The sequence below is a fragment of the Planctomycetota bacterium genome (genome assembly GCA_035574235.1).
In the GTDB taxonomy this organism is placed as follows: Bacteria; Planctomycetota; MHYJ01; order MHYJ01; family JACPRB01; genus DATLZA01.
The window spans coordinates 1-12,960 of sequence record DATLZA010000034.1 but is presented as its reverse complement, the minus strand read 5'-3'; the positions used below and the strand labels follow the sequence as shown (position 1 = coordinate 12,960).

At 71.1% G+C, this 12,960-nt stretch carries 9 protein-coding genes; 3 read left to right on the top strand and 6 right to left on the bottom strand.

Annotated elements, in window-relative coordinates; all coding sequences use genetic code 11:
• From VNO22_03060 to VNO22_03050, 3 genes are all read right to left on the bottom strand, one after another.
• On the bottom strand, positions 1 to 698 hold a 698-nt coding region (locus tag VNO22_03060), incomplete at its 3' end, for an NUDIX domain-containing protein (protein ID HXG60332.1).
• A 46-nt stretch (positions 699 to 744) separates the two neighbouring features.
• Entirely contained in the window at positions 745 to 1,080 is a 336-nt protein-coding gene (locus VNO22_03055) for a thioredoxin family protein (protein HXG60331.1), read from the bottom strand.
• A gap of 75 nt (positions 1,081 to 1,155) precedes the next feature.
• Positions 1,156 to 2,775: a DUF885 domain-containing protein gene (locus VNO22_03050; GenBank protein ID HXG60330.1), complete on the bottom strand. Its 1,620-nt coding sequence runs from the start codon at positions 2,773 to 2,775 to the stop codon at positions 1,156 to 1,158.
• Between the two features lie 152 nt (positions 2,776 to 2,927).
• On the opposite strand from VNO22_03050, the gene VNO22_03045 reads away from it, so the two are divergent.
• Positions 2,928 to 3,743: a hypothetical protein gene (locus tag VNO22_03045; GenBank protein ID HXG60329.1), complete on the top strand. Its 816-nt coding sequence runs from the start codon at positions 2,928 to 2,930 to the stop codon at positions 3,741 to 3,743.
• A gap of 10 nt (positions 3,744 to 3,753) precedes the next feature.
• Here the strand turns inward: VNO22_03045 and VNO22_03040 are convergent, their stop codons facing one another.
• Complete coding sequence (locus VNO22_03040; GenBank protein ID HXG60328.1) at positions 3,754 to 4,905, bottom strand: lactonase family protein; 1,152 nt, start codon at positions 4,903 to 4,905, stop codon at positions 3,754 to 3,756.
• A 112-nt stretch (positions 4,906 to 5,017) separates the two neighbouring features.
• Between VNO22_03040 and VNO22_03035 the strand changes: the two genes are divergently transcribed.
• The gene (locus VNO22_03035; protein ID HXG60327.1) at positions 5,018 to 6,379 is read left to right on the top strand and encodes a twin-arginine translocation signal domain-containing protein; all 1,362 of its coding nucleotides are present in this window, start codon (positions 5,018 to 5,020) and stop codon (positions 6,377 to 6,379) included.
• Positions 6,376 to 8,406 (top strand): CehA/McbA family metallohydrolase, encoded by a 2,031-nt coding sequence (locus VNO22_03030; GenBank protein HXG60326.1) that lies wholly within the window; start codon positions 6,376 to 6,378, stop codon positions 8,404 to 8,406. Before VNO22_03035 ends, VNO22_03030 begins: the two co-directional genes overlap by 4 nt.
• 9 nt (positions 8,407 to 8,415) lie before the next feature.
• On the opposite strand, the gene VNO22_03025 is transcribed toward VNO22_03030, so the two are convergent.
• Positions 8,416 to 9,864, bottom strand: coding sequence for a DUF1501 domain-containing protein (locus VNO22_03025; protein HXG60325.1), 1,449 nt, complete (start codon positions 9,862 to 9,864; stop codon positions 8,416 to 8,418).
• An 8-nt stretch (positions 9,865 to 9,872) separates the two neighbouring features.
• Positions 9,873 to 12,960: DUF1553 domain-containing protein (locus VNO22_03020; GenBank protein HXG60324.1), on the bottom strand; the 3,088-nt coding region annotated here is incomplete at its 5' end.

Sequence of the window (12,960 nt, the reverse complement as noted above, 5' to 3'; positions counted from 1 at the left end):
CCCCCGCCCCGCCAGAAACAGTGATACGCGTGAAGCTCCACCGAAAAGTGCGAATACCGGTGCGGCACCACCGCCAGAAGCGGCCCCACCGCCACCCGAAACCCCGTCTCCTCCTCCACCTCCCGCCGCACGCACGCCTCGAACGACTCCCCCGCCAGCGGACACTCCCCGCACCGCGGCGCCCGCGGCGTGCAGATCCGCTGCCCCAGCTCCATCAGCGCCTGATTGAACTCCCCCGGATCCCCCCGCGGCACCGGCGGAGGAGCCGCCACGTCCCGCCCCTCCAGACGCGAAAGCACCCGACGGACGTTCCCGTCGAAAACCGCCGCCCGCTCGCCGTACGCGATCGACGCGATCGCCGCCGCCGTGTACGCCCCCACCCCCGGCACCCGCCGCCACTCCGCCGCCGTCCGCGGCCAGCGCCTCATCCCCCGCGCCGCCCGGTGCAGGTTCCGCGCCCGCGCATAGTACCCCAGCCCCTCCCACACCTTCAGCACCTCGTCCAGCGACGCCCGCGCCAGAGCGCGGACGGTCGGGAAGCGCTTCATCCAGCGCTCATAGTACGGAACGACCGTCGCCACCTGGGTCTGCTGGAGCATCACCTCCGAAACCCAGATCGCATAGGGATGCTTCGTGCGCCGCCAGGGAAGATCGCGCGCCGCACGGCGGAACCACGCCCGCAGCCTCGCCGTCCGCATGGCGGCCCATTCAAGCGGATCGGCCCGGCGCGCGCAAGGATCGCCCCTACTCCGGCCGCTTGCCCGCCAGAAGCGCCGACAGACGCTCCCCCAGCGCCTCCCGGCTGTACGGGCCTTCGTACCGCGCGATCTCGTCCCCGTCCCGGAACACCAGCAGCGTCGGCACCGCCTGAACCCCCAGCTCCTCCGTGATCGACGGATTCTCCGTCACGTCGATCCGGTAGAACGCCACCTTCCCCTCCAGCGCCTCCGCCACCGCCTCCAGCTCCGGCCGGAAATGCACGCACGGAATCGAGCCGAAGTCCAGAAAGGCCACCGCCACCGGCCCCTCCGCCTCCAGCACCCGCTCCTCCAGGCCGTGATCGTTGATGTCCTTCACCATAAACGCCGCTCCCTCCTCTCTCCGCGTAAAGGCATTACTCTATATCGGCCGGAACGCGGAAAACTTTGGAGCGGCCTATCGCCATTCCCTCCGAAGCTCCTCCTCGATCAGCGCCGGCGGCACGTTGCCGTACGAAAGAAACCGCTCGTGAAACTCCCGGAGCGAAAACCGTTCCCCCAGCCGCGCCCGGCACGCCTCCCGGATCCGCACGATCTCGAGCATCCCCACGAGATACGTCGAAAAATACACCGGCGCCGCCGTGTAGGCGTTCACGCTCCGCTCCGCATGCGCCCGGTTCAGCCGCACCTCCTCCATCAGGAACCGCACCGCGTCCTCGTACCCCATCCGCCCCGTGTGCAACCCCACGTCCAGAATCACCCGCGCCGCCCGCTGGAGCCGCCAGTTGAGCTGCATCAGACGCTCCCGCGGATCCCGGAAGTAGCCCGTCTCGTGCGCCAGCTCCTCGCAGTACAAACCCCACCCCTCCGAAAGAAGCGGCGACTCGTTCAGCCGCCGCACCTTCGAGACCACGTCCTTCGCGTACACGAACTGAAGATGATGCCCCGGATAGGCCTCGTGCCAGACCGTCCCGGGAATGTCGTAGACGTTGTGCCCCGCCAGCTGCTCCGCCGCCTCCTCCGGCGAGGCCCCCTCCGGCACCGGCGTCACGTAGAAATGTCCCACCCGGGAGCGATCGAGCGGCCCGGGCCGCGAATAGGCCGCGTACGGAATCGCGCTCCTCAGAAAGGCCGGCGTCTCCGCCACCTCCAGACGCTCCCACTCCGGAATCCCCACGATCCCCCGCTCCCGGACGAACCGCCGCGCGCGCTCCACCTCCCGCCGATAGACCTCCAGAAGCTCCCCCGCCGCCGGATGCTCCCTCTTCATCCGCTCCAGCGTCTCCGGCCACCGCGCGTCGAGCTCCGCCAGCATCGCCTTCGTCCGCTCGAACTCCCGCCGCCCGATCCGCTCCAGCTCCTCGACGCCGAAGGAGAGAAAATGATCGTTCCTCAGATGAAAGTCGTACCCCTCCCGCCCGAGCACGAAACTGCCGTCCGACCGCCCCAGAAGCTCCTCGCGCAGGAACCGGACGTAACGCTCGACCGCCTCCCGCGCCCGCTCCGTCACCGCCGGGTCGAGCTCCCGAAGCCCCCGCAGGAACTCCACCGCCCCCTCGCCGTCCTCGATCGCCATGAGCGTCCACACCCGCGGCGGCCGCCGGAGCCGCCGGCGCGCCTCCTCGATCCGCTCCGGCAACTCCCGGAGCCGCCGCTCCGCCGCCGCCCGGCGCTCCTCCCACGGGGCGTAATCCTTGACGAGCATTTCGTGGACGACGGACACCGCCCCCAGCGCCAGCCCCGGCGTGTCCTCCCGAACATCGCGCCGCCGGAATTCGTACCGCTGCGACCGAAGATCGCTCTTCCAGAGCCGCCCGTCGAGCGTCTCCTCCGGAACCAGCGCCAGGTATTTCTCGACCAGCCCCCGGCGCGCCGCGTGAGACGCGTCGTCGTACCGGGTCAGCCGGTCGTCGTGCTCGTGGATCCCCACCGAGGTGGCCCACTCGGGATCGAGCGCCGCCCGCTCGGCCAGGTACCGGTCGAAAAGCGCCGCCAGATCCGGCGAAATGTCCTGAGGCATGGAAACGCACCCCGAATAGAAAAGAAGAATCCCGGCGATCCTTCCCCGGCGCATCATCCCCCACGATCCAACCGCCCCGCGCGACGGCTGTCAACCCTTCCCGGTTTCGAACAAGATCGAAACTCGAGCATATGATCGCGCCGTAATATGCATGGAGGGGTGAGCCGCTCGAAGTCTCAGGGGCGAGCCTTCAGGAAAGGGAGGCTCGTATGCGGAGCGGGATCACCCGAGGCGCGGCGCTTCTGGGCCTGGCGGTTCTTCTGAGCTGCGGCGAGGACGAAAACCAGAGCGGCGCCACCAGCGGCGGCGGCGTGGGGGCCGATACCCCCCTCCTGTGGAACGACGTCTCGCAGGGCGGCGACGGCCCCGCGGGCGACACGCCCCTCCTCTGGAACGACCCCAACACGGCCACCGTCACGCTGGGCTACACCGATCCCACCGACATCCGCACCTACACGTACCCGGACATCTACATCCTCGGGAACCGCCACCCCCTCATGACCCACGTGGAGGCCCGGGACTTCCCCGTCATCGTCAACCAGGAAAACCGGCTGACCACGCTCCTGACGGAATGGAGAATCGCCGAATACGAAGCGGCCCTGGGTCTGAGACGCACCGACCCCCGCTTCCCCCGCGCCGCGTTCCTGACGGAATTCCCCGACCTGCGCCGGAACGCCCGCGCCCATTCCAAGCATTACGCCGTCCACCATCCCGCGATGGCCTTCCCCAACGGCGCCAACGCGGAAGGCGACGAGCCCGCGGATCGCCTGGCCCGCAGCTTTCTCACGGCGGAGGCCCTCACCCAACTGGTGGCCTCCGGAGAGGATTTCTGGAGTCCCGACGAGGTCCACAATCTCTGGATCACGACGGCGGCCGACGTCCTGCGCGATCCCGGGTGGACCCACCTCGGCGCGGGCTACTGGAGCAGCGAGGGCTCGACGGGAACGTACTACTGGACGCTTCTGATCGCCCGCAACCCGCGCGTCCTCTTCACGGGCCCGGAGGTGACGATCATCCTCTTCTGACGCCCCCGCCTCACGGCGCGGCCGCGAGGAACCGGATGCAGACAGGCTTGGCCACCTTCGCCGACCGCCCGGCGGGGACCAGGCCCCCCGTCTCCGAGTCCACCCGGAAGACGACGATCGAGTCCGAGTTCTGATTGGCCGCCAGGAGCCACCGGCCGCCCGGCGCCAGGGCGAAATTCCGGGGCCACTTCCCGCCCGTGGAAACGTGCCCCGCCGGCGTGAGCCGACCGTCCGCGGGGTCGATCCGGAAAATCGCCAGGCTGTCGTGCCCGCGGTTGGATCCGTAGAGCGTGCGGCCGTCCGGCGAAACGACGACCTCGGCGGTGTAGTTGGTCCCCTTGAAGTCCGCCGGAAGCGTGGACACCGTCTGGAAGGGCTCGAGAGCCCCACGCCCGGCGTCGTACCTGAAGGCCGTCACCGTGCTCGAAAGCTCGTTGATGACGTACGCCCACTTCCCTCCGGGATGGAAGGCGAAGTGGCGCGGCCCCGAGCCCGGCTCCACGGACGCCGCGGGAGGCTCGTTCGGCACGAGCCCGGCCGCCGCCGCGTCCAGCCGGTACACGAGCACCTTGTCGAGCCCCAGGTCCGCGGCGAACGCGAACCGCCCCGCCGGATCGGTCACGATGCAATGGGCGTGCGGCTCTTTCTGCCGCCTGGGATTCGGCCCCGACCCCTGGTGCTTCACCGAGGATCCCGCCGGCCCCAGGCCGCCGTCCTCCCGGATCGGCAGCGCCGCGACGCTCCCGCCCCCGTAGTTGGCCACGAGCACGCACCGCCCCGACGGATCCACGCTCACGTAGCACGGCCCCGTTCCCTCGGACGACTGCCGGTTGAGGAACCGCAGCGCGCCCGTGGCGGGCTCGATCGCGAACGCGCTCACGACGCCGGTCTTGCGGCCCTCGAAGTCCGCCACCTCGTTGACCGCGTAGAGGAACCGGCGATTCGGATGGATCGCCAGAAACGACGGGTTGGACGCCTCGGCCGCCGTTCCGGCCGGCGTCAGATCCCCGGACGCCGGATCCAGGCGCAGAAGCTCGATCCCCCGCGCCCCGTCCCGGCCCGTATACGTCCCCACATAGACGAACACCGGATCCTCCCCCCGGCCCGGCCCGCCGCCGGCCGCCAGAAGCGCCGCCGCGAACGTCACGCTCCCGATGCCCATCGCCCGACCCTCCTTCCGGAAAATCCGCCCCCCGTTATACCAGTAAGTCTGGAAACCGGGAGCGTTTTCGCGTAAAGGAAGAAGCCATCCGCGAGATCAGGAGGACGCCGTGATGACCCGACGCGACTTCGTCCGCGCCTCGGCGGCCGCCGCCGCCTGCTCGGTCCTGCCCGCCGGCGCGCAGGAAGCCCCCCGCGGCGACCGTCCCCCCCAGGCCCGCGGCGTCCGCGCCGTCAACCCGCGCGCCCGCGTGCCCGTAAGCCTCCTCGTGGACGACTCGACCTGCCTGGTCAACCTGGCTCACTTCTGCATCCCCCAGTTCGCCCACGTGTGGCCCGACCGGTACCGGCAGGACTGGCGGTCGCTGCCCCGCGAGATCCCCGACGCCTTCGTCCGCAAGTTCGGCGAGTGGTGCCGGGAGCGCGGCGTCAAGGGCAAGTACAGCGTCATCCCCTATCCCGCCTGCGTGGGGTGGATCGACCGCGAGCTGCCCGGCTGGACGAAGCGCGAGCTCGACGAGAGCCTCAGGCTCCTGCGCGACTTCATGGCGCGGGACTGGGATTTCACCCCCGAGATGGTCACCCACACGCGGATGGTGGACGTGCGCACCGGCAAGCCCGTGCGCGCCTACGACGCCGACCACATGGAAAACACCTGGAGCGCCGGCAAGTCCGCCGATCAGCTGGCCGAGTACTGCGCCTATGCGCTCCGCGCCGTGAAGGACGCGGGCCTCGAATGCCAGGGCGTCACGAGCCCCGGGGGCTTCGCGGGCCGGTCGCTTCCGGCCTACTCCCAGGCGGTCCTCCAGGCCTGCCGCGACGTCTACGGCACCGAGATTCCGTTCTACCTCAAGAAGGTCCACACGGACGAACGGAGCGTCGCGCCGGAGGTGCTTCTGGCCTCGGACCTCGAGGGGCCCGACCCCAAAGTCGTGGTCTCCATCATCGGCTGCACGGGGGACTGGTTCGGCGGATGGGACGGCCTGACGCCCGGCAACGTGGATCTTTTCATCACGGAGGACCTCCGGGGCGGCCGGCTGCCCCAGGTGATCGACCGGGGGGAGCCGGCGGTCCTCGTGTGCCACTGGCCGGGGATCTACTACAACGGCGAGGAGCTCGGCTTCCGGATCTTCCAGGAGGTGGTCCGGCGGCTGCACGCGCGGTACGACCACCTGATCTGGATGAAGTTCAGCGAGATCGCCCGCGCCTGGGCGGCCCGCGAGCTGACGCCCCTGGGGCGCGAGGGGACGGCCGTCACGTTCCAGGCCCCGTTCGCCTGTCCCGACTTCACGGTCGAGGTCGCGGCCCCCGTTCCGGCCGGGGCGCCCCGCTGGACGGACGGGCGCCGCGAGGTCGCCCTCCGCGAGGTGGCCCGCCGCACGGATCTCGTCGCCGGAACCTGGACGCGCGCGCCGGAAGGGGCGCTCGTCTGCTTCGACCTTCCCAAGGGCGCTTCGCGTCTCGAGTGGGCATGACGGCGCGGCGCGCGGCTTCGGGGGCGCTCGTTTTCCTGGCCGCCTGCGCGGGGGCGGCGCCGCTTCTTCCGCCGCGCCTGCACGTCCTGGGCGTCCCGGGCCGTCCCGAGTGGGCGGAGTTCGCGGGCGAACGCCCCGAAGGGCGCCGGCTGGCGGTGCGGCTGCGCGCGGCGGCCACCCCGGACTCGGAACACACGCTCTTTCTTCGCCAGGCGGACGTCAAGCGCGAATGGCACGTCTCCCTGAACGGCCGGCGTCTCGGGCGGCTTCTTCCGCAGGAGGTTCCGACGGTCCTGGCGCTGCCCGTCCCGGCCGGGCTTCTCAGGGACGGCGACAACGACGTCGTCGTGGAGGCCCGGGCGGCCGACCCGCCGGACGACATCCGCGTGGGCGACTTCCGCGTCGCGCCCCGACCGCCGGCCCAGGCGGTGGGGGAGGCGCAGCTTCAGGTGCTCGTCCTCGAGGGCGGCCGGGCGGTGCCGGCGCGTCTGACCGTGATCGACGCCGAAGGGTATCTGGCGCCGCTCACGGCGCCGCCGGACCAGAAGCTCGCGGTCCGTCCGGGGGTGGTCTACACGGCCGACGGCCACGCGCGGTTCGCGCTCCCGGCGGGGCGCTACACGCTCGTGGCGACGCGCGGGCCGGAGTACGGGCTCGATCGCCGCTCGGTGAAGCTCGCCGCGGGCGGGCGCGCGCAGTTCGTCCTGGAGCTGCGCCGGGAGGTGTCCACGCCCGGCTGGGCGGCGTGCGACCCGCACCTTCACACGCTGAGTTTCAGCGGCCATGGGGACGCCACGGACGACGAGCGGGCGGCGACGATCGCGGGCGAGGGGCTGGAGCTGGCGGTGGCCTCGGAGCACAACCGGCACGAGACCTACGCGCCGGCGGCGGCGCGGATGGGGGTGCGGGACCGGTTCACGCCGGTGGCGGGAAACGAGCTCACGAGCGCGGTGGGGCACTTCAACGTCTTCCCCGTGGAACCGGGGACGCCGGCGCCGCCCGCTTCGGCGCGGGACTGGCCGGCGCTGCTTGCGCCGGTGCGGGACCGGATCGTGATTCTGAACCATCCGCGGGACCGGCATGCGGGCTACGTTCCCTTCGGACCGGAGAACTTCCATCCGGTGACGGGCGTCTTCCGCCGCGGGGGAGCGCCCGTCTTCACGGCGCTGGAGCTCGTCAATTCCGGCGCCCTCCGGACGGATCTCTACGAAGTGTACCGCGACTGGTTCGCGCTTCTGAATGCGGGCCATCGCGTCTTCGGGGTGGGGGCGAGCGACTCGCACGACGTCAACCGCTTCATCGCCGGGCAGGCGCGCACCTACGTGGCGGTGCCGGATGCCGAGCCCGGCCGGATCGACCTCGACGCGGCGGCGCGGGCGTTCCGCGAGGGGCGGCTGCTCGTGAGCCTGGGGCTTTTCGTCCAGGCGCGGGTGAACGACCGGTACGGCGTCGGGGACTTGGCGACGGACCTGGGGCCGGAGCTTTCGGTGTCGGTCACGGTGCAGGGTCCCTCGTGGGCGCAGGTGGACCGGGTCGAGCTTTTCGCCGACGGCGTGCGGATCCGGGACGAGCGCCTGCCGGCGGTGACCACGCTGGGGGGCGTGAAGTTCCGGCACACCTGGAGGATTCCGCGTCCGCCGCACGACGTCCATCTGGTGGTTCTGGCCGGCGGGCCGGGGGTGCGGGAGCTTTTCTGGCCGATCCCGAAGCCCTATCAGCCGGACGGTCCCGTCTGGGAGCCGCGGGTCCTGGGCTCGACGAATCCGATCTGGGTGGACGCCGACGGCGACGGCCGCTTCACGCCGGCGCGGCTTTACGCGGAGCGGCTGCTGGAGCGTCACGGGGGGAATCTGGAGGAGCTTCTTTCCGCCCTCGGGGGCTACGACGAGGCGGTGGCGGCGCAGGCGGCGGGGCTTCTGGAGGCGGCGGGGCGGGATCTCCGGGGGGCGGAGTTCGCGCGCCTTCTCTCGCGGGCTCCGGAGCCGGCCCGCCGGGGATTCGCGGCCTACCTCGCCTTTTCCCCCTGAACGGCCCCTCTACGCCAAAAGCCCCTGGACCACGTGGCCGTGGACGTCGGTCAGGCGGAAATCGCGGCCCTGGAAGCGGAACGTGAGCTTCTCGTGGTCGAGCCCGAGCAGATGCAGAATCGTCGCCTGCAGATCGTGCACGTGCACCTTGTCCCGCACGACCTGGAACCCGAGCTCGTCCGTCTCCCCGTAGACGATGCCGCGCTTCACCCCTCCGCCCGCCAGGAAGATCGAGAAGCAGTCCGGATAGTGGTCGCGCCCCAGAAGCGCCCCCTTCGACGTGCGTCCCTCGCGGAAGGGCGTCCGTCCGAACTCGCCGCCCCAGACGACCAGCGTCTCGTCCAGAAGCCCCCGGGCCTTGAGGTCCCGGATGAGCGCCGCCACCGGGCGGTCCATCGTGGCGCACTTCCGCAGAAGCCCTTCCCCCAGCGCTTCTCCCGCGTTCGTTCCGTGGTAGTCCCACCCCCAGTCGAAAAGCTGCACGAACCGCACGCCCTTCTCCACGAGACGCCGCGCGAGAAGACAGTTGTTGGCGAAACTCCCGGCCCCGGGCCGGGCGCCGTACGCGCGCAGGACCGATTCCGGCTCCTTTGAGATATCCATCACCTCCGGGACCGTCGCCTGCATCCGGAACGCCATCTCGTACTGCGCGATCCGCGTGGCCGTCTCCGGATGCCCCAGCTCCGCCCCCTGAAGCTCGTTGAGATCCCGCAAGGCGTCGAGCGACTTGCGCCGCAGATCCCGGTCCAGCCCCGGCGGGTCGGACACGTAGAGCACCGGATCCCCCACCGAGCGGCACTGCACTCCCTGGTAGACGGACGGCAGGAACCCGCTCCCCCAGTTGAGCTTTCCGGCGCTCGGCTGCGTGCCGCTCGAAATGAGCACGACGAATCCCGGCAGGTTGTCGTTCTCGCTCCCCAGCCCGTACGTCACCCACGAGCCCATCGACGGCCGCCCCTGATTCGGCGACCCCGTGTAGAGAAGCAGCTCCGCCGGCGCGTGGTTGAACTGATCCGTGTTCATCGAAAGCACGATCGCCAGATCGTCCACGATCCCGGCGATCTCCGGAAGCGCCTCCGACACCCACGCGCCGCTCCGTCCGTGCCGCGCGAATTTGTGCGGCGTCCCGAGCAGCTTCGGAACCCCGGTGGTGAAGGCGAACCGCTTCCCCTTGAGGAACTCCTCGGGACAGTCCTGGCCGTCGCGCTTGATGAGCTCCGGCTTGTAGTCGAAAAGATCCAGATGGGGCGGAGACCCGGCCATGTGAAGATAGATCACGTTCCGGGCCCGCGGCCGGAAATGCGGCGCCTTGGGAGCCAGGGGATGCGGCACCCCCTCGTCGGCGCCCACCTCGCGGCCCCTCAGCCAGGCCCAGGCGATCCCTCCCAGCGCCACCGGCCCCGACGTCAGAAAGTGCCGCCGCGTGATCCCGAGCAGGCGTTCGTCGCGAGGATCCATGGCTCCCCTCACCGTTTCAGAAACATCTCGTCGAGATTGAGAAGCACGTTCGACACCACCGTCCAGGCCGCCAGCTCCACGACGTCCGTTTTCTCCGGCGCCGGGCCGATCGGATCGGTCGCCATCGCGCGGGCCCTCGCCGGGTCCGCCGCGTAGCGCGCCCGGGCCTCCTCGTAAAGCGCGACCAGCCGGTCGATCTCCCCCGGCCGCGCCGCCCGCGCCAGGCACCGCCGGATCCCGTAGGCCGCCCGCTCGCGCGGACCCGCGCCGCCCTCCGCCACGATCCGCCGGGCCAGGGCCTGCGACGCCTCGACGTACACCGGATCGTTCATCGTCACCAGCGCCTGAAGCGGCGTGTTCGTCGGAAGGCGCCGGACCGTGCAGACGTTGCGGTCCGGCGCGTCGAACGTCGCCATCGAGGGATACGGGATCGACCGGCGCCAGAAGGTGTACAGCCCCCTCCGATACCGGTCCTCGCCCTTCGAGGGCTCCCAGTCCACCGACGAGGAGAACGCCGCCGTCAGGCCCAGCTTCGGCTGCGGCGGATAGACCGACGGCCCGTAGAGGCGCCGGCTCAAAAGCCCCGCCACGAAAAGCGCCTGGTCCCGCACCGTCTCGGCCGACAGCCGCACCCGCGGGCCGCGCGCCAGCAGCCGGTTGGACGGATCGCGCGCCCAGAGCTCCGGCGTCACCCGCGAGGACTGCCGGTAGGTCGCCGACGTCACCAGAAGCCGCACCAGTCTCTTGAGGTCCCAGCCCAGCCGGACCACCTCCGTCGCCAGCCAGTCCAGAAGCTCCGGATGGGACGGCATCTCGCCCCGGACGCCCCAGTCCTCGCTCGTCGCCACCAGGCCGATCCCGAAGATCTGCTCCCAGTACCGGTTGACGAGGACGCGCGCGGCGAGAGGATTCTCCGGATGAACCAGCCAGAGCGCCAGACCCAGGCGGTTCTTCGGCGCGCCGGCCGGGAAAGGATGAAGCGCCGCCGGGACCCCTTCGGAAACTTCCGCGCCGCGGACGAGGAAGTTGCCGCGCACCTGGATGTACGTCTTGCGCCTCTGGGCGGGCGGAAGCTCGCGCATGACGGGGACGGTCCCCGCGGGCTTCATCTCCTCCGCCTCCTTGCGCAGAGCCGCCGCGCGCTCCCGCAGGGGCGCGCGCTCGGGGGCGATCGAGCGGTGATAGGCCGCCAGGAGCGCCGCCTGATCCGGCGTGCGCTCGGCCGCGGGACGCGCCAGCGCCGCCCGGACCCCGGCCGGAAGCGCCGCCCACGCGGCCGCCTCAACGTCGCCCGTGGCCCACAGGCGGAAGCGCCCCAACGGAGCCCGCCCCGCCGGATGCTCCAGGCGAATCTCGAGCGTCGCGCCCGCCTCGAGCTCCACCGCGCGCTCCAGTCCCAGGACGGCCGACGCCCCGGCCCCCGGCGGCGCCGACCAGCCGCGCCGCGCCGGGTCCGGATTCTTCGTCAGAAACGCCGCCGACGTCTCCGCTCCGTCCTGGTCCGACGCGCCGCCCGCCAGCGCCAGCCCCCGGGATCCGTCCGGCGTCCACTCGTGCTTCGGATTCGGGACGGCGGACGGAACCTGCGCGACGACCGGCCGGCGCTCCGCGTCCAGAAGCGCGATCCGGAAACCCTTGAGGCGCTCCAGGATCCCCGGGCCGCCGTCCGTGCGGTTCCAGACGACCACGCGCTCGATGGGGAAGGCCTTGCCGAGATCGACTTCCCACCACGGATCGTCCTGCAGGTCCGTGTGCGTGGTCGAGTGCGCGCCGAAGTAGTCGCCGTTCGTGTTCCCATCCACGGCGAGCCGGGCGTGGCCGTCGTAGGCGGTGCTGCTCTGCGCGGCCTTGCCCTTGAGGGCGACGTTCTTGCCGCCGCTGTAGACCTCGACCTCGGCCACGTGCAGGAACCGCCGCCGGCCGGGCAGCTCCAGGCGGACGAAGCGGGCCGGCGAAGCGGCGGGGCGGGCGGGCTTGAGCGTCACGGAGACGCCCGAAAGGAGAAAGCGCCCGTCCGCGCCTCGGCCGGGGCCGGACTTCGGAAGCGCGGGATCCGGAATCGCCTCGAGCCGGATCGCCGCGAGCTTGCCGGGCCCGGCCGGAACGCGCAGCACGTAGCTCTCGCCCCCCGCGGCAACGGCGCCCTCCGCGCGCACCGAGCCGTCCTCGAGGAGGACCAGCGACGATCCCGCGGACGCCTCCAGCGCCTGGGGCCGCAGCGGCGTCCAGGAGACCGGCCGGGACAGCTCCTCCTCCCAGCGGGCGCGCGCCGCGTCGAGCTCGGGGGTCGCCCGCTCCAGCTCCGCCGTTACGCGGGCGAGCTCCTCGGCCAGCTCCTTCTTGCGGCGCTTCTGGTCGTCCGTCCAGATCTCCAGGAACGGGCGGTCGTCGGGCTTGTCGCTGTCCTCGGTCTGATTGAAGAAGGCGAAGAGCCGGAAGTACTCCTCCTGCGAGAGCGGGTCGTACTTGTGGTCGTGGCACTGGGCGCAGGCCATGGTCAGGCCCATCCAGACCTGCATCGTGGTGTTCACCCGGTCCACGACGGCGGCGTTGCGGAACTCCTCGTCGTCGGTGCCGCCTTCGGTGTTGGTGAGGGTGTTGCGGTGGAAGGCCGTGGCCGGCAGCACCCGCTCGTCGGCGCCCGGGAGAAGGTCTCCGGCGATCTGCTCGATCGTGAAGCGGTCGAAGGGCATGTTCTCGTTGAAGGCGCGGATGACCCAGTCGCGATAGGGCCAGATGACGCGGGGACGGTCCTCCGCGTAGCCCTGCGTGTCCGCATAGCGCGCCAGATCGAGCCACACCTTCGCCCACCGCTCCCCGTAGGCCGGAGATTCCAGAAGGCGGTCCACGAGCCGCTCGTAGGCGTCCGGAGCCGTGTCGGCGGCGAAGCGCGCCATCTCCTCGAGCGACGGGGGCAATCCCGTCAGGTCGATCGTCACGCGGCGCAGGAGCGCCTCGCGGTCGGCTTCGGGCGAAGGCCGCAGCCCCTCCCGCTCCAGGCGCGCCAGGATGAACCGGTCGATCTCGTTGCGGCACCACGCCGGCTCCTTCACCTCCGGCACCGGCGGACGCCGCGGCGGCACGAACGCCCAGTGC